The following is a 16,280-nucleotide window of genomic DNA, read 5'->3' on the forward strand; positions in this document are numbered from 1 at the left end:
TTTTTTAAAAAATACTTAGTGCAACGAAGATTTTTGGATGTATAATAGCTTTGTATATTTAAAGATGAACGGTGGAGACAGATGCGTACTTACAATGAAAAAATCAGCATATATCATGGAATGGTGTCGACTGTTGCGACAAACTTGGCAAGCAATTATTTTCCCATCTTTGCCATTTCCATTCTTGGGGCGAGCAATTATCAGGTCGGATTAATCAGTTCTCTGCCGCCGCTTGTCGCCCTCATTATGACCATTCCTGCTGCCGTTATCTTAAATCGGTTGGAAGAGCAAAAGAAAACCGTTGCCTTGTCCGTTCTATGGGCAAGGGTATTGTTTTTACTGCTCATTGGTGTGGTTTATTTGCAGTCATCCATGCAGGCATGGACATTTTTATTGATTATTGCCTTAATGAATGTTCCCGGTACCATTTCAAACGTAGGCTGGCAAACATTAATCAGCGGGATGATTTCCGAAGAACGAAGAGGTACATTTTTCAGCGACCGTAACCGGCTTTTAACCTTGGTAGGAATGGTAACAACACTGATTATCGGGATTGTCATGAAGAAAGAAACAGATAACGCGGCTGCATACCAGACCTTATTTTTTATAGCCTTTGGCTTTGGTGTACTGGAAGTTGTTTTCTTAATGAAGCATAAGGAAACGATACAGTTGAAACAGGTGAAGGAACCGAAGAATTCTTCGATGGATTGGTCAATTTTTAAGGACCGGGGCTATAAATGGTTTCTGATCGCTGCCCTGTGTTTTAATTTCACTTGGCAAATGGCTTGGGGACTGTTCAATATTTATAACGTAAAATATGCTCATGCCACGATTCTGTGGATTAGTATTTTCTCTGTTGCGAATCAGCTAGTACAAATTTTTTCCTATCCGCTCTGGAAAAAATGGGCAGATCAAAAATCCAATACATTAATGCTCGTGTGGGTGGCGGCTGGAATGGCTACTGCGCCTTTATTAAATGCTCTATCTACGAACCTTTATTATTTAACGTTTGTCAGCATGACTTCGGGTTTCTTTGTATCAGGGACCGTGCTGCTGTTGTTTAACCTATTACTCGAGCAATCACCGAAGGAAAAGAGAACCTATTGCATCACCACCTACAACGTTCTTCTTTCCTTCGTTGCCTTCATCGCACCGCAAATCGGCATCTGGCTGCTCGAAATCGGAGGCATCGTCAATGCCCTAAACATCAGCACCGTATTAAGATTCATTAGCGCCCTTGTCTTCCTGCTCATGTACATGAAATCCCTGAAAGTGTCAATGAAGGTATCACAATGATGTTGTTCTATGTATGAAGGTGCCATGCACCAAGCGTGGACAAGGTCCTCCAGATACGGACACATAATATGGAAATTATTCTTTAAAAGTTGGGGCTTTTATCCCAACTTTTTGTTTTTAAAACTAGGCAGTGAAGAATTTATTTTAAGTGTCACAACTAGGGATTAAACATAATGTAAAGGTAGGCTGATATCTGATTTCGGGGGGGAAAGAATATGATTCGTATAAATAATCAGGTTGTTAAGGCTGAGGAGCTTTATAAACAAATCTCCAACCAAGAACAGCGGAAAATTATAAAACAAATGACTGCTTATGAAGAGGTTTATTCGTATCAAACCGTTGAGCAGCTTAAATTCGAACTGACTTTTCGGTCTAATACGATGAGAGCTGCCCGTGAACTGAACATAAGCGGCGCAATATTTACAACCTTTACCTATGCAATCTGCAATAAAAAATATTGGGACCGGCTCGGCAACGGAGGGTTCCTACTAAAGCCAGGGGCAAGTCCTTCGACTGCCATTCTAGACATCTTAAAAAACGGAAAGCTATATGCATTTGAGTGTGCCACTGCTATAGCCATTGTATTATATATTGCTACTCTTTATTCAATTGGCAGAACACGATTTGATCTGCTGTTTGAACGCCTATATTTAATGGACTGGCAATTTGATGAGGATTTGCCGATATACCAAAAATTTGGTGATGATTATTTACCAGGAGATGCTCTTCATTTCAACAATCCAGATTTCAGTCCAAAGGAACCTCATTGGAGAGCGGAAAATGTCATCTATTTTGGCGACGATCAATACTATGGCCACGGAATCGGTATCCGAAACGCCAAAGTCATTATAGACTTCCTAAACAAAAAACGAAAACCCAGCCCCAACCACTCAGCATACCTGATGAACATGATCTCTCGCCCCAATTATTCATATTTTCTAACATATCAGTAATGGTTTCAGGCACCGCGCGTGGACATTTGTCCACTTACGGTGCCTGAACATGACATCCTTAAAATTCTCAAGATTATTATCTATTAAAAGTTAATGTAGGCATCTTCTGGTTTGATATCCTTATTGATAATTTTGGTATCCTTTAGCCATTTTGCGGCATGTTCCCAGACTACAGAATCCTGGTAGCCGAATGGTTTATCTCCTGCATCCATCAACGGCAGCAGAATTTCGAGGCTCTTCGTCTCGATGTCCTTTTCCAGTGGCGATGATTTGTCTTCATGCTTTAGTAGAATGGACAGCCCCTCTTCCGGATGGTTCGCAACATATTTTTGTCCATCTCTTATGGCGGCCATAAACTTCTTAAATACTTCAGGTTTTTCCTTTAACCCTTTTTCACTTCCTACCAGCACCAATTCATAATAGTCTGGTACACCATAATCTGCTGGATTTAATGTACGCATGGGGTGTCCCTCTTTATCAAGCAATAATTTCTCATGATTGATATAGCCGCCAATCAAGGCATCGGTTTTTTTCGTAGCCATAGCTGGAATCAAGTCCCAGCCGACATCGACCATTTTTATCTTTCCAGCATCTCCGCCATTTGCCTTTACCATCGTTTGAATGATCGCTTCATCCAATGGAATCGATGGATAGCCGATCGTCCGTCCAGCCAAATCCTTCGGTGATTGAATCGGGCTATCGGCTGCAACCATTAATTGGTTAAGCGGATGTCTAACGAGAGCAGCGAATGACCGAACAGGAATATCCTCTCCACGTGCTACCAATACCTGCGGCTGGTAACTGATCGCCATGTCAAATTTTCCAGCGGCCACAAGTTTTAAAGGATCGTTCGTGTCTGCAGGCATTTGAATGTCGACATCCAGTCCTTGTTTTTTGAAATACCCCTTTTCTTGTGCAGCAAAAAGAAACGAGTGAACGGCATTCGGATACCAGTCAAGCATCAAGCTGACTTTCTGAAGGCCCTCCTTTTTACTTGAGGACTTATTGTCCCCTGCCTTCCCGCATGCGCTAACCAACAGAAGCAGCAAACATACCATAATTAATAAACTTTTTTTCACCATAATGACTTCCTTTCACCAATTAACGAATCTTATTTTTTATTACATTTTTTTCTAGTAAGCTTATAAACAAAAACAACACAATTCCCATTAAAGAAAGCAGAAAAATAGCTGCAAAGACCGAATCTGACTGGAGATTCGAAGACATCCTCCGGCTAAAATAGCCCAGCCCTTCACTTGCCCCCAGCCACTCTCCGATAGTGGCGCCGACGACACAATAAACCACCGCCATCTTCAAACCGGACATGATGGGTGGCAAGGCCATCGGAACCTGCACCTTTTTAAAAATAGTCCAGCGTCCGGCCCCCATTGTTAACAGTAACTCACGATATTCGCTTCCGCCCGTCTTCAACCCGTCATAAGTACTTACAACGATTGGGAAAAAGGCAACCAAAATCGTCACCGCTACCTTGCTCCAAATGGTATAACCGAACCACATGATAAAAATCGGCGATATGGCAATCATCGGGATCGTTTGCGAGATGATTAGAAAAGGATAAAGCACTTTTTCTAATATCCTAGAAAAATGCATACCAACGCCTAAAAACAGCCCTCCTATAAGCGAAAGTCCAAAGCCAATCAAAACCTCTAAGAATGTCGCCGGTAAATGCTCGCCCAAAAGAATCTCACGATTATTCACAAGTGCCTCGCCGATTGCCATAGGTGCAGGCAGAATAAATGAAGGCACCATTCCAGCTTCAACTACCCACTGCCAAATACTGATTAAACAAATGGCCGTCAGCAAAAACAAACCGTATTCTCCGGCCCACCTTTTCCATTTACTTTTCATGCTGTATCAGCCGCTCCAATTCTTTACGCATCGAAATAAACTCTGGTTGATAAATAGATTCTGAGTTTCGTGGTCTTGGCAGGATGACCTTGTATTCCTGGATTCCTCTATTTTGAAGGAGAAGAATTCTATCGCTTAATAATATTGCCTCCTCGAGATCATGTGTTATGAACAGAACGGTCTTTTGAAGCTCACCCCATAGCCCCAATAACCAGCTATGCATTGTTCGTTTCGTTAATGAATCCAGTGCTCCAAACGGTTCATCCAACAATAAAAGTTCCCTGCCTGTCATAATGGTCCGTAAAAAGGCGACACGCTGTTTCATTCCGCCTGATAATTCATCTGGATAAGCATTTTCATATTCCTCAAGGCCCAAGCGCGATAACCAAGCACGGATTTCGTGTGACTTTTCCCGCTTGTCCTCTTTCACGATTTCTAAGGGCAACAGCACGTTTTCTATTACCGTCCGCCAAGGCAGCAGTAAATCTTTTTGCGGCATATAGCCAACTTTTCCTAGTCTGCCTGAGGTTAGTTCCCCAGCAATTTGTATTTTTCCCTGGCCTGGTTTAAGCAGTCCGGTAATTAATTTAAAAAGTGTGCTTTTACCTGATCCGCTTGGGCCAATAAGCGAAACAAACTCCCCCGCCTTTAAATCGAGCGAAAGCTGTTGAAAAATCGGCCAAGCGTCCCTATCAAACCTATATGTTAAATCTTCGATGTGTAACATAGTTGAATTAGACAGGCCAATCTCCTCCCTCATAGACCATGTCCCAGAACATATACTCAAATCTGGATGTTATGAGAAAATGCTCTTCTAAAACCGCCAATTCTCGCTCTGGTTTTCCTTCCGTTAATTGGTCTAGCAAATCTATTAGCCAGATAGCCAGCGACCCAAATTCATCAGAAGAATACATTTTGACCCAGTCGCCGTATAATAGATGATTGCTAGAGTTTTGATAGTTTTCTGCTAGCGTTTTGCCAATTTCCCAATAGCTCCACATACATGGCAGCAGGCTTGATATTAATTCCTCCAAGGAACCATTTTGAGCCACATTCAGCATGTAGCGGGTATAAGCTAAATTTATCGGAGTAGGTTCCGTGCCTTCAAGATCCTGTTCCGTAATTCCAAACCGTTTCGCATACTTGCGGTGCAGGTCCATTTCACCATTTAATGTTTCCTCTAAAAGCTTTGCAAAAGCCGCCATGGTCTCGACATCTCTCGCCTTCACCGTTCCAAACGCAAACAACTTTGAATAGTCAATAAGAAACACATAGTCCTGCTTCATATAGCGAATAAAAGATTCGACCGGGAGATCACCACGTCCCAACCCGACTACGAATGGATGCTCATGTGTTTTCTCCCAAATACAGTTAACTTTTTCAAAAAGCCGTTCTGAAAATTTCATTGGCTTTACGCCTCCTTCTCTGTGTTACACCAGACAGCAATAAATTGTGCTAACACTTTTGTAAAGTCTAACAATTGCCGAATCTCGACCTTCTCATTAACAGCATGGGCATCCTCAAGTTTTCCCGGTCCAAAAATAACTGTCGGAATTCCTGCCCGGCCTAGCCAGCCAGCATCTGTTACCGTCGTTGACATATCCAGTAGAGGCTCTTTCATAAGCGTTTTTTCAAAGGAGCTTGCCAGCATTCGGGTTCCGGAATGGTCCAAATCAAGCTCTAAGGAAGGGAATATTTCACCACGATCGATTATCATGGATTTACCGCCCCAAACAAATTCCGGTGGATTGTCACGAAGCCAGGGGTCCGCTGCTGCCACTGCACCAATATGCTGCTCAATTTCCTTTATAATCTCTTCGTAATCTTCATCTGGGTAGAAATGAACGGTTACCCACAAGGCACAGCGGTCGGCAACAAACGCAGCATGCCTTCCGCCCTCAATCACAGCAGGGTTAATTGTATTCATACCTGATGGAAAACCTTCGTAGCTTTTTGTCACAGCCCAGTGGCGTTCAAGCTCTTGAAGACCTTCGATGATTTTCACCATTTTTTCAATCGCACTGGCGCCGTTGACGCCTCCGCCGGCATGAATCAGCCTTCTTCTCATTCCATCATGATAGGTTTCTTTGCTTTGAATTGTTATCCAGCCGGTTATGACGCCGCCCTGCCCTTGGATATGTAAATCGCTTGTGTCTACTACTACTGCGTAGTCAGCAGAATAGCCCCTTTCCAAACAAGCAAGCGTTCCTGCCTCGCCAACTTCTTCCCCGATAACAGACTGAAATTGCAAATCCCCTTTAAGCGGAACCCCAAGCTCTTTTAAAAGTTTAATAGCAATGAGGGATGCGGCAATACCTCCCTTCATATCGGCAACGCCCCGTCCATAAATATAAGGATCCTTGATTCTGGCAGAAAACGGGACAAGCCCCCATTCCTTCTCGTCGCCAACCTCAGCAACATCCACATGTCCATTGACAATTAAACTATTATATTGCTCAGAGGATTCACCCTTTAAAATTCCAACCACATTCGAATCCCCAGGATATACTTCCCACATATCGATTTGAAATCCCATGTCTCCTAAATAGCTTTTAAGAAACTTCTGGATTTTCGTTGTATTGCGGGCCGGAGGACTTTCAGTCGGAAACGCAATTAGGTCGCTCAAAAGTTTAAGCAGTTCGGCTTCCCTAGCTTCCACTTCTTGTCCAATCGTTTCTATTAAATTTTCCAGATCAGCCATTCCTAAAGCCTCCTAAATTCATTCTAGGTTTTAAAACAATAAAACCCACTCTTTATAGCAAAGGTAAGAGTGGGTTCTGATCGTTCCACTTCCCTCCGCTGGTATCATCCAGTTCAGGTTCAAAGGGTTCGGAGCCGTGCCCCATCTCAAGCCTTTAAGGCTTCCCCCAGTGAAGTTCCTATTTAGTTACGGTAATATTTTTCTCGCCAAGCGGCACTTTCTTCCTTAAGAAAATCGTTAAAATCACAAATCCAAGCAGTGCTCCGGCAAAGGAACTAAAAATAAATAATGGGATAAACCCGAATAGCGTTGCTTTCTGCCCGAGGATTAGGGTTGCAATAGGATAGGAAAGCAATGCTCCAAGAATTCCCGTCCCAATAACTTCTCCTATAACAGCAAAGTAGATTTTTCTAGTTTTCCAAAATAATAGTCCGGCTAGAAACGCCCCGACCATGCTTCCAGGAAACGCAAAAAGCGACCCCGTCCCCATCATATTCCGAAGCAGGGAAACACAAAAGGCCTGGGCCACGGCATAATAAGGGCCCAACAGTACCCCAGAAAGGACATTTAAAAAATGCTGCATTGGAAAAACCTTTGTAAAGCCAATCGGAATCACGACCAAATTACTTGAAAGAGTCCCCATCGCAATCATCATGGCAGTTAACGTAAGCTTATACGTTTTTTTCATGATTTCCTCTCTCCCCTACACTTTTTCGTAAAGCCTTTGCAGCTAAGAGCGGTGAATCGGCAAGGCTGATGGCGGTTATAACTGAAACGCCATCAGCTCCGGCTTCCACTACAGTTGCCGCATTTTCACTTGTAATCCCGCCAATTCCAACGATTGGTACAGCAATTCCTTGGCTTCGCAGTTCCTCGATAAGTGCAGTCCCTCTTGATGGCTTTGCATCGGCCTTCGTTTTTGTTGGAAATACCGGTCCAATTCCGAAATAATCGGCACCGGCACTAAGTGCTCCTTCTGCTTCCTCAGGAGTATGAACGGATACACCAAGAATTTTACTATCGCCAATTTGACGCCTGACTGTTTCAGCCGGTTCATCCTCCTGACCGATATGAACCCCATCTGCGTTAAGCCTGATTGCTAGTTCAATATCATCATTAACGATAAACGGAATTCTGTGTTCTTTGCATTGGCTTTGCAGTTTTTTCGCAAGAGCATATTTTTCTTCCCCGATTAAAGCCTCTTTGCCTTTTTCCCGAAATTGAAAAAAGGTAATTCCTCCGGCGATGGCTTCTTTCAATACCTCAATCGGGTCCTTCATGCAGTTTGCTGTTCCCATAATAAAATATACTTTCAATGCTTCGCGTAAGTTTATCATGATTGGACCATCTCCATGATTCTTTTCCGGTAAGCACCATGGTTTGTCGGCCCATGTCCCTGACCAATCGCAATTCCATCTTCAATTGCAGCTTGAATAAAATCCTTCGCCTTGATGACCGCTTGATATACATCTGCTCCCTTAGCCAGTTCGGCGGTAATCGCTGCTGAAAAAGTGCAGCCAGTGCCGTGTGTGTTCTTAGTCGGAATTCGCTTACTCGTAAAAGTATAGAATTCTTTTCCATCGAATAGGAGATCTATCGATTCTGAAGGGTTTTCATCATGGCCGCCTTTCAGAACAATGTTCTGCACCCCTAAGGCATGTAATTTTTTTGCTGCTTCACGCTTATCTTCCGCTGTACGTATAGACATCCCGGTTAGAACCTCAGCCTCGGGAATGTTCGGGGTTACCACTTTGGCAAGCGGCAATAAAAATTTCTGCATCGCAGAAATTGCTTCCATCTGCAGCAAGGAAGCTCCGCCTTTGGCAATCATTACAGGATCGACAACAACATTATCCCAATGATATTTTGTAAGATTAACAGATACAGCTTCGATAATTTCCGCATTAAATAACATACCCGTTTTCACCGCATCGGTCCCCATGTCCTCACCGATGGCTTTCATCTGTTCGATAACAACTTCGGCTGTCATTGGATAAACCCCATGGACGCCTAATGTATTTTGCGCAGTAACGGCGGTTAATGCGGACATGCCAAAAACCTCTAACTCCTGAAACGTTTTTAAGTCCGCCTGAATTCCTGCCCCGCCGCCTGAATCGGAACCTGCAATCGTTAACGCCATTTTCATTATTGCTCTCCTCCAGCTATTTTTTTATGGAAGCGTAAAGATTGATGTCATCTGAAGCAACCTTCGAAAGCTGGTTCAAAAATTCGATTTGAAAGCTGCCTGGGCCTGATTCCACCGTTAGTTCCGCCGCCTTTTCTGCGGCTATTCCGTATATCGAGACTGCAGCAACAGACGCCTGCATTAAATCTTTTTCTACCCCTGTAAACGCACCAATAACGGAGGTTAACAGACAGCCAGTACCTGTCACTTTTGTTAACAATGGATGCCCATTAGCCACAACGTATGTAGTCCTGCCATTGGTAATAACATCTTCTTTCCCTGTGATGACGACGATACAGTTTAATTTTTCTGCAGCAGTAATGGCAAGATCGGCAATATTACCATTTGTGCGTCCCGCATCAACACCCTTGATTTCCCATTTCTCGCCAACGACATTGGCAATTTCAGCGGCATTCCCGCGAATGATGGATATCTTTAATTCCCTCATGATTCTTTGCGCTGTTTCCGTCCGATAAGGGGTTGCCCCTGCACCCACCGGGTCAAAAATAACCGGAATACCCTGTTCATTGGCCGCCTCCCCTGCCAAAATCATCGAATCTACCGTTTGCGGATTTAACGTACCAATATTTAAAACTAGTGAACTAGCAATCCTTGCCATATCGGCTGCTTCTTCAACAGCATTGGCCATTACCGGTGAAGCACCAAGAGCCAAAAGTCCATTCGCAGTAAAATTGGTTACCACTACATTCGTAATATTATGTACAAGCGGTTTAGCATCTCTTACTTTTTGCAATGTTTCAAACAAAGTGTTTTTAAGCAAATCCTTTTCCTCCTTTTAAAAAATAAAAAAACCAGACCCTTATAAAGGACCTGGTTAAGTTAAGTAAGAAACCGTAAAAATTAAACATGGTCTACTTTCCTACGCTGGTATTATCCAGATCAGGTCCGAAGGGTTAAAAACTAGCCGTTTTCTCTCAGCCCGCTTACAGGGCACCCCTAGTAGTTACATCAAATATGAAATTATCATCAGAATAAACCTAAGAATCTTTTTTGTAAAGAAAAATTTCTTAAGAATATACTTTTGTTTAATCTGCTTCTAAAAATTCGATTCCCAAAATTTGTAATTCTTAACTCTCTTTCGCAAGCTCCATCAATTCTTTAAGTTCATTTGTAAAACCCTTAACGGCACGGTTATCCATGACCGTAACAGGAACACCGAGAAAACCGTATTTCTCCACTTCCTTTTGATACTCAGGATTTTCTGCCACATTTCTTGTCTCAAAGGGAATTCCTTCTTCAATCAGGACTTTCTTAACCATTGTGCATTCGATACAGTCGTTGGTTGTATAAACAATTAATTGTTTGCTCATGAAAAAATTCTCCTCTGTTCGATTATGTCTAACGATAACAATATTCATTTTACTTACTAAAAGCAATTAAAATGATTATATGCCAAATGATTTGTATTAAGCCAAACAGTGGGAATACTGCTTCATGTCGGGGCATGTCGTTTTTGCACACCACTCTTCCGACATGACAACTCGATAAATGTCACTTCATGCGCTTTCCCAAGGAATAAACACAATAATTCCCCATCACAAAATAAACTATTCAAACTAAGACGACGAAAAAACAAAAAATTAACCGTCAAAAAATGACGGTTTAAACGATTGTATACATTATTTTACAATCCACCCACCTTAGGTGGACAAATTGCCAAAATGTCTTTTTGTGGTGTCTGACACCCATTTTCTTTTCATAAACCTTTCGAGCAACTTAGGAAGAATTTTTTTTCGCCTTGTTACGAGTGTTGTTACTATTGCTTTTTTTTCGTCTTTCGTGACGCCCCAATCTTCCGGGATAAGCTCAACAATTTCTTCTATTAATAGGATGGGGATAGTTTGAATGATTTCCATGTGCTCAGAGAAAGTATTTTCATCCTCGATATAGGCCGACATCAATTCATGTGTGGCACTTTTTAATAAATCGGCAGGAAGATTCTCTACATCCTCCTGGGTCCAATTATAAGAACCAAAAACCTCTGCCTGGTCGATCATCCAAAGCTTATATGCACCTGAAGCAACTTCTTGAAAAAGAACATTCATACGGGTCCGATCACGATTAAATAGCCAATAATCAAATGCAATAATACCCGCTAATGACTGGTGGTTATCAATAGAAGAAATTTTTGAAACCTCGTGGCCATCCAGACAATCGGGAATATACAAGGATGCAAATTGGTATTGGGTGTGGCCCATCACGGCAAGTTCAGGCACCTGTAACGAGAATTCCTGCGGAATTTCTACGATTCTGCCAAATGGAATTGGCAATCCTAGATATCGCCCAAGGCAGTAGGCGACCCATTCATTGGGCAGTGATCTTTCAAAGCCTTGCTGAAAAAATTTCACCACATATTCCCTGCTATCATCAAACGTGATTAAATGAGCATTCGATTTTCCTTGTAATTTTTTCTGATAAGAAACAGGTTTAATCAAGTCGCCTCCACCTCCCCATCTCCCTTCCTCTCCAATTGAATGAATGATTTTAATAAATGAACGTATTGATCCGCGACCACTTGAATGGCGAAATTTTCTTCCACCCGACGAATTGCAGCTTCCGACATATTTCGATGCATGTCGGGATTGTCTACAATCTCATAGATTTGCTTGACTGCATCGTCGACGTTTTGGCCCCGATAAAGCAAGCCTGTCTCACCATTTACCACCAGTTCGTTAATTGGCATGATGTTAGAAGCAACAACAGGCACCCCGCACACCATCGATTCAATAAAGGTATTCCCAAACGATTCCGACTTGGTTGTCGCTAGAGTGCAACCGCCAGATTCGCGAATTTTGGCATAGACATGCGGCATCTGCTGGTACGGAATCACGGGAAACCATTTTACAATGTCGGTTAGCCCTTCGTCTTTCCAAGCTGCCGCAAATTCTTCGCGCTGGACACTTTGCGCACCGCCGATAAGCCAGAATTCAATATCATCCCGTTCAGTTTTTATTTTCTTGGCTATCTCCAATAGCATCGGCCAGTTCTTACGTTTATCAGTCCGGCCAATCCAGCCTACTATTTTTTTATCCCTTAACAATTCTGGCTCGCTTAAAAAGTCGATTTCCTCCACAGGCAATGCCCGAAAATAGGAAGTATCAACTCCGTTGTTTATGACGTGAATGGGGATTCCCTCTGATAAAATGGAGACAAGCCGTTTCTGATAGTGTGAAGGAACTATGATTATTTTTGGCTGGATTCCTTTAAAGGATTTTAAATGGGGCATCAGCTTGATGAGTTCAGGGGTTCTGGCCTCTGTAAAAATAGGGCCTTTATAATTAGCCTTTCGAATCCATTTATACGCGGCACCTGTGTCTACCACGATTATCGCATCATAAGTATTTGATTTTATCACGTTAATAATCTCCTGCTCATCCTTCGTTAAATAGATTTTGGCCACATCCTGCATAATATGAAGTCCGCCGTGGTCTGTCGTATAGAGGAATTCCGTTTCAATCCCGTGTTTTTTAAAATAAATGGCTCGATTTCGCCAGCCGGCATTTACTCCTCCTACAGTAAGCAAGCGCCAGATGACTAATATCTTCATGTTCGCTTCACCTCTCTTCTAAATGATTATGAAGATTACTTTTTGTGTCTTTTCTTATCTTTATCATGCTTATGGCCTTTCCTATCTTTATCATGCTTATGGCCTTTCCTATCTTTATCATGCTTGCCTTTACTGTGGTGATTGTGTCCTTTTCGGTCTTCATATCGGTAACCTTCATACCCACGGGAGCGTTTATCCTCACTTTTCCTACTTTTCCCACTTTTCTCTCTTTTTCCACTTTCCTCACTTTTCCTACTTTTCTCGCTTTTCCTACTATCCTCTTTCACCGAGTAATTCTTTAGAAAACTTTGTTCACGCTTATCCCAGTAGTCGTCAATTTTTTCCATAACTGCTTCCAGGTCAGTTCCCCGGGCCAGCATGGTTTTGATCCATTCTTCCTTAAAAACCTTGTACATTAACCCTTCAAGCTGTAATACGTATTTTTTTTCGTTGTCTACTATTAAATTCTTTTCACTTAATATTTTTAAAGTTTTTTTGTCGGATTTTTGCTTGAGTATAATTTCATAAATATGACGTGAAAGTTCTTCCATACGGATGAAGTTCTGCCATTCCTCATATAAGTCAGGCGATAATGCTTGTACATGGGATAAAAATACTTCTTTATACTCTTTCCCTAAGGAATTAATTAATTTTCTAGGATAAGGGTAAACACGGTCGCGCCATACGGTCCTCGCGACATCAATCACCTTTAAGCTCCCGTCCTCCTGCAAATAGATTTGCCGTTTATGATGGTCTATCCGTTCATAACCTATCTTTTTAAAAGTAATGAGCATGTCTATTAGTTTTGCAGAGAGTTCCTCCGTTAATGGCTGTGATTGCAAATATTCCCGCAAATCAACCCCTTTGATAATCTCCATTGCGATGTAAAGCTTTCCTTTTGCATATACTCGCGGTAAAAGGGTGGTATTTTGGCCAAGCGATAAAGCATAAAACTCCCGTTCACAATCCTCTTCATTTCCAAACACCTTAACGCAAATGTCATTAGTATATTGAAAAACTGCTCCCTGCCTGCCTTTACCAATCATCGTCATCAGGGTATTATTCACAACCTCCACATCTGCATTCGGTACATTTTGGACGCTAATAGAGCTCAATATATTTTCAAGACGCTTAATATCCATTTATTTCCTCCCTCCTGTATTTATTAAAATATGCCATTAGGCTTGAAGCATAATTCATTAATATTACCTCCACAAAACGATAACCTTCCAAAATCTTAACAATATCTGCCTCTTCTAATAGTTAATTCATATGAGCGGCGAATGGTTAAGGCTTGTATCCTATAAATGTGAAAGTAATTTTTGAAAATAGTATTTTTTCATAAAAAAAACCTTGATATCAAGGCCAGATTGTCGAGAAAGAGTATTTTTATCGGCAATTTTATTTTTTGTCCAAACCTAAATGACCAAACTTTTATTGTTTATCCCTGCTAACTGGCCTGTTGATTTCCGCTCCGGGCACTCGCTTTCCGCGGGGAGGTCCTGGAGCCTCCTCGGCGCTTTTGGCGCCTGCGGGGTCTCCAGTGACCTCTATATCCCGCAGGAGTCGATTGCCCTCCACTCCAATCAACAGGGAGGCAAATCAACCAAAAGTATTGCAACACACATTTTCCAGCGTTGCTAAGTGTGTTGCAATCTTTTTCAATTTAGACAGGCTTTCTAGTTGTCTTTCAGAACGAATACCAAAAAAATACCCAATAAACATCATTTTTAAAAAAATAAGGGAATCAGATGGGCGGCCATTGTCCTCACTATAAAAAGGACGAACTTTTTCAAGAAGAAACGAGAAATCAATATATTTGTCAATCAAGCTAAGAAGGGTGGTCATCTGGATCCAATTCTTCAATAGAAACAAATTCATATTCACTTTGGCTATACTCTTTTGGCTTAAACATTAAATTCACCACTTATTTTTTTGGAGTTGAAGAACTTAATTGAATACACCTGTTGATTGGCGCGGAAGGCACGTAGACTCCTGAGGGAGTACGGGGCAGGGGAGACCCCGCAGGAGCGAAGCGACGAGGAGGCTCCCCGGCACGCCCGCGGAAAGCGAAGTGCCTGGAGCGCCAATCAACAGACTTGTTGAAAAGCCTTATATTAATAATGTTACAATAAATTAACGCGGTGGATCATTAAAGGAAATGAGTAAAATAAAAGGCTGTCGATAGTTTCTCGACAGCCTGACCTTGATAATTCAAGGTTTTTAATTTGGAATACGTAATACCTTGGCTTATAGAATTAAAAATGCTATTGGTGCTGTAATCAGGATGGTCAGGACTACTCGTTCGAACCAGATGACCACAAGTTTGCCGACTGTAAGTGGTATTTCAGTTGAAAGGATACATGGTACCACTGCCGAGAAGAAAATGATGGAAGAAACCGATACAACGGCAATGACAAACTTTGTAACAAGTGCAGCCTTTGTTACTAAAAGTGCCGGTAAGAACATTTCGGCAATACTTAAAGCACTGGCTTTTGAAGCAAGCATGGCATTCGGAAGCTGTACGAGCTTTGCAAAAGGATAGAAAATGTAGCCAAGCCAATCAAAAACTGGGGTAAATTCCGCTAAAACAAGACCCAGCAAGCCCACTGACATGATCGAAGGAAGAATCCCCATTGTCATGATAAAGCCGTCTTTAAGGTTGTCCCAAATGTTTTTACCAAGACTAGGAGACTCGTTCGCAGTTACCATCGCTTCTTTCCATGCAGTCTTCACTCTGTCTTTCTTAATGATAACCTCTTCGTCACCCTCCATATCTTGATAATAGGAATCACTCATTTTGGATAACGGCCAAATGCGGACGGTAATAGCGGTTACAATGAAAGTTACTACAAAAGTTACCCAAAAGTACGCATTCCAGATGTTCATTATATCCAGTGTTTTAGCAACAACTATCATAAATGTGGCAGAAACAGTAGAAAATCCTGTTGCAATAATCGCTGCTTCTTTAATAGTATATTTTCCTTCTTTAAAAACACGGTTGGTAATTAATAATCCAATTGAGTAGCTTCCTACAAAGGATGCCACTGCATCAATAGCAGAACGTCCCGGTGTCTTCCAAATCGGCTTCATCACCGGCTGCATAAAGATTCCGACAAATTCAAGCAATCCATAACCGACTAATAAAGCCAGAAAAACGGAGCCGATTGGTACCAGCAAACCAACTGAAATGACTAATTTGTTAAATAAAAACGGTGCCATATTTGGGTCAAAAAACCACTTAGGGCCGACATTAAATACAAGCATCACACCTGCCACAAAACCAAACACTTTTAGGATTGAAAAGACTAATGTTACCGTGTCTTTTTTCCATGTGCCTTTAATAAATGGGTAAACAGCACCCAATAAAACCACGAGCAATGCATAATATGGCAGAACTCCTGGAGCCGCCGTTTGAATGTAGGAAACAATGTGGTCCAGCATGATAGATGATTTCCCATTTACTGTTACCGGAATAAAAAAGACAAAAATACCAATGGCACTATAAACAAAAAACTTCACGATATTCATCATGTTGCTGTTCTGTAATTCCGGCTGTACAGCCTTTACTTGTTCAACTGAATGATTTGCCATACTCCATCCCCCTTGAAATAAACTTCCTTTAGTTCATTAAAGTACAAAACCAAAAAATTAAGTATTTGTCCACCTGAGGTGGACAAATACCCCAAATTGTCTTTCTGTGCTGCT

The 16,280-nt window shown here is 41.8% G+C and carries 16 protein-coding genes, 1 pseudogene and 2 riboswitches; of the genes and pseudogenes, 2 read left to right on the plus strand and 15 right to left on the minus strand.

Annotated features, from left to right (window positions below):
• Positions 1-81 precede the first annotated feature (81 nt).
• Both KHA99_RS02510 and KHA99_RS02515 read left to right on the plus strand, forming a co-directional pair.
• Positions 82-1,296, plus strand: a complete 1,215-nt coding sequence (locus KHA99_RS02510) for an MFS transporter (RefSeq protein ID WP_213115849.1) — start codon at positions 82-84, stop codon at positions 1,294-1,296.
• A 215-nt stretch (positions 1,297-1,511) separates the two neighbouring features.
• Entirely contained in the window at positions 1,512-2,249 is a 738-nt protein-coding gene (locus KHA99_RS02515; protein ID WP_213115850.1) for a protein-glutamine gamma-glutamyltransferase, read from the plus strand.
• 83 nt (positions 2,250-2,332) lie between these two features.
• Here the strand turns inward: KHA99_RS02515 and KHA99_RS02520 are convergent, their stop codons facing one another.
• The 15 genes and pseudogenes from KHA99_RS02520 to KHA99_RS02590 form a co-directional block, all read right to left on the minus strand.
• Complete coding sequence (locus tag KHA99_RS02520) at positions 2,333-3,328, minus strand: ABC transporter substrate-binding protein (protein WP_307851968.1); 996 nt, start codon at positions 3,326-3,328, stop codon at positions 2,333-2,335.
• 22 nt (positions 3,329-3,350) lie between these two features.
• A complete protein-coding gene (locus KHA99_RS02525) occupies positions 3,351-4,118 on the minus strand; it encodes an ABC transporter permease (RefSeq protein WP_213115852.1) in 768 nt (255 codons plus the stop codon).
• Entirely contained in the window at positions 4,108-4,878 is a 771-nt protein-coding gene (locus KHA99_RS02530; protein ID WP_249366400.1) for an ABC transporter ATP-binding protein, read from the minus strand. Before KHA99_RS02530 ends, KHA99_RS02525 begins: the two co-directional genes overlap by 11 nt.
• Positions 4,853-5,524 carry a thiaminase II gene (gene tenA / locus KHA99_RS02535; protein ID WP_213115853.1) on the minus strand — a complete coding sequence of 224 codons (672 nt, stop codon included), beginning with the start codon at positions 5,522-5,524 and terminating at the stop codon, positions 4,853-4,855. Before tenA ends, KHA99_RS02530 begins: the two co-directional genes overlap by 26 nt.
• Before the next feature lie 5 nt (positions 5,525-5,529).
• Positions 5,530-6,819 (minus strand): acetylornithine deacetylase, encoded by a 1,290-nt coding sequence (locus tag KHA99_RS02540; protein WP_307851969.1) that lies wholly within the window; start codon positions 6,817-6,819, stop codon positions 5,530-5,532.
• Between the two features lie 73 nt (positions 6,820-6,892).
• Positions 6,893-6,997: riboswitch (TPP riboswitch) on the minus strand.
• Positions 6,998-7,507 (minus strand): energy coupling factor transporter S component ThiW, encoded by a 510-nt coding sequence (gene thiW / locus KHA99_RS02545; RefSeq protein WP_213115854.1) that lies wholly within the window; start codon positions 7,505-7,507, stop codon positions 6,998-7,000. It abuts the riboswitch before it with no gap.
• Positions 7,491-8,156 carry a thiamine phosphate synthase gene (gene thiE, locus KHA99_RS02550; protein ID WP_213115855.1) on the minus strand — a complete coding sequence of 222 codons (666 nt, stop codon included), beginning with the start codon at positions 8,154-8,156 and terminating at the stop codon, positions 7,491-7,493. Before thiE ends, thiW begins: the two co-directional genes overlap by 17 nt.
• Positions 8,153-8,965, minus strand: a complete 813-nt coding sequence (gene thiD, locus KHA99_RS02555; protein ID WP_213115856.1) for a bifunctional hydroxymethylpyrimidine kinase/phosphomethylpyrimidine kinase — start codon at positions 8,963-8,965, stop codon at positions 8,153-8,155. Before thiD ends, thiE begins: the two co-directional genes overlap by 4 nt.
• Positions 8,966-8,981: 16 nt before the next feature.
• Positions 8,982-9,785, minus strand: coding sequence for a hydroxyethylthiazole kinase (thiM, locus tag KHA99_RS02560; RefSeq protein WP_213115857.1), 804 nt, complete (start codon positions 9,783-9,785; stop codon positions 8,982-8,984).
• Positions 9,786-9,864: 79 nt separating this feature from the next.
• A riboswitch (TPP riboswitch) is annotated at positions 9,865-9,973 on the minus strand.
• Between the two features lie 119 nt (positions 9,974-10,092).
• Positions 10,093-10,335 (minus strand): glutaredoxin family protein, encoded by a 243-nt coding sequence (locus tag KHA99_RS02565; protein WP_213115858.1) that lies wholly within the window; start codon positions 10,333-10,335, stop codon positions 10,093-10,095.
• Between the two features lie 330 nt (positions 10,336-10,665).
• Complete coding sequence (locus tag KHA99_RS02570; protein ID WP_213115859.1) at positions 10,666-11,460, minus strand: HipA family kinase; 795 nt, start codon at positions 11,458-11,460, stop codon at positions 10,666-10,668.
• Entirely contained in the window at positions 11,457-12,572 is a 1,116-nt protein-coding gene (locus KHA99_RS02575) for a glycosyltransferase family 4 protein (protein ID WP_213115860.1), read from the minus strand. Before KHA99_RS02575 ends, KHA99_RS02570 begins: the two co-directional genes overlap by 4 nt.
• 35 nt (positions 12,573-12,607) lie before the next feature.
• Positions 12,608-13,714, minus strand: coding sequence for an RIO2 family protein (locus tag KHA99_RS02580; RefSeq protein ID WP_213115861.1), 1,107 nt, complete (start codon positions 13,712-13,714; stop codon positions 12,608-12,610).
• Positions 13,715-14,249: 535 nt separating this feature from the next.
• Positions 14,250-14,487: pseudogene (locus KHA99_RS02585) on the minus strand (transposase); the annotation flags it as partial.
• Between the two features lie 335 nt (positions 14,488-14,822).
• Positions 14,823-16,106, minus strand: a complete 1,284-nt coding sequence (locus tag KHA99_RS02590; RefSeq protein ID WP_249366492.1) for a YjiH family protein — start codon at positions 16,104-16,106, stop codon at positions 14,823-14,825.
• Positions 16,107-16,280 lie beyond the last annotated feature (174 nt).

The organism is Neobacillus rhizophilus, from assembly GCF_018343535.1.
Lineage (GTDB): Bacteria > Bacillota > Bacilli > Bacillales > Cytobacillaceae > Neobacillus > Neobacillus rhizophilus.

Excerpts from the sequence above, each read along its gene's own strand:
- KHA99_RS02530 (WP_249366400.1), bottom strand. The coding sequence starts at position 4,878 with ATGAGGGAGGAGATTGGCCTGTCTAATTCAACTATGTTACACATCGAA.
- thiE (WP_213115855.1), bottom strand. The coding sequence starts at position 8,156 with ATGATAAACTTACGCGAAGCATTGAAAGTATATTTTATTATGGGAACA.
- thiD (WP_213115856.1), bottom strand. The coding sequence starts at position 8,965 with ATGAAAATGGCGTTAACGATTGCAGGTTCCGATTCAGGCGGCGGGGCA.
- KHA99_RS02540 (WP_307851969.1), bottom strand. The coding sequence starts at position 6,819 with ATGGCTGATCTGGAAAATTTAATAGAAACGATTGGACAAGAAGTGGAA.
- tenA (WP_213115853.1), bottom strand. The coding sequence starts at position 5,524 with ATGAAATTTTCAGAACGGCTTTTTGAAAAAGTTAACTGTATTTGGGAG.
- KHA99_RS02565 (WP_213115858.1), bottom strand. The coding sequence starts at position 10,335 with ATGAGCAAACAATTAATTGTTTATACAACCAACGACTGTATCGAATGC.
- KHA99_RS02575 (WP_213115860.1), bottom strand. The coding sequence starts at position 12,572 with ATGAAGATATTAGTCATCTGGCGCTTGCTTACTGTAGGAGGAGTAAAT.
- thiW (WP_213115854.1), bottom strand. The coding sequence starts at position 7,507 with ATGAAAAAAACGTATAAGCTTACGTTAACTGCCATGATGATTGCGATG.
- KHA99_RS02510 (WP_213115849.1), top strand. The coding sequence starts at position 82 with ATGCGTACTTACAATGAAAAAATCAGCATATATCATGGAATGGTGTCG.
- KHA99_RS02525 (WP_213115852.1), bottom strand. The coding sequence starts at position 4,118 with ATGAAAAGTAAATGGAAAAGGTGGGCCGGAGAATACGGTTTGTTTTTG.
- KHA99_RS02590 (WP_249366492.1), bottom strand. The coding sequence starts at position 16,106 with ATGATGAATATCGTGAAGTTTTTTGTTTATAGTGCCATTGGTATTTTT.
- KHA99_RS02580 (WP_213115861.1), bottom strand. The coding sequence starts at position 13,714 with ATGGATATTAAGCGTCTTGAAAATATATTGAGCTCTATTAGCGTCCAA.
- KHA99_RS02515 (WP_213115850.1), top strand. The coding sequence starts at position 1,512 with ATGATTCGTATAAATAATCAGGTTGTTAAGGCTGAGGAGCTTTATAAA.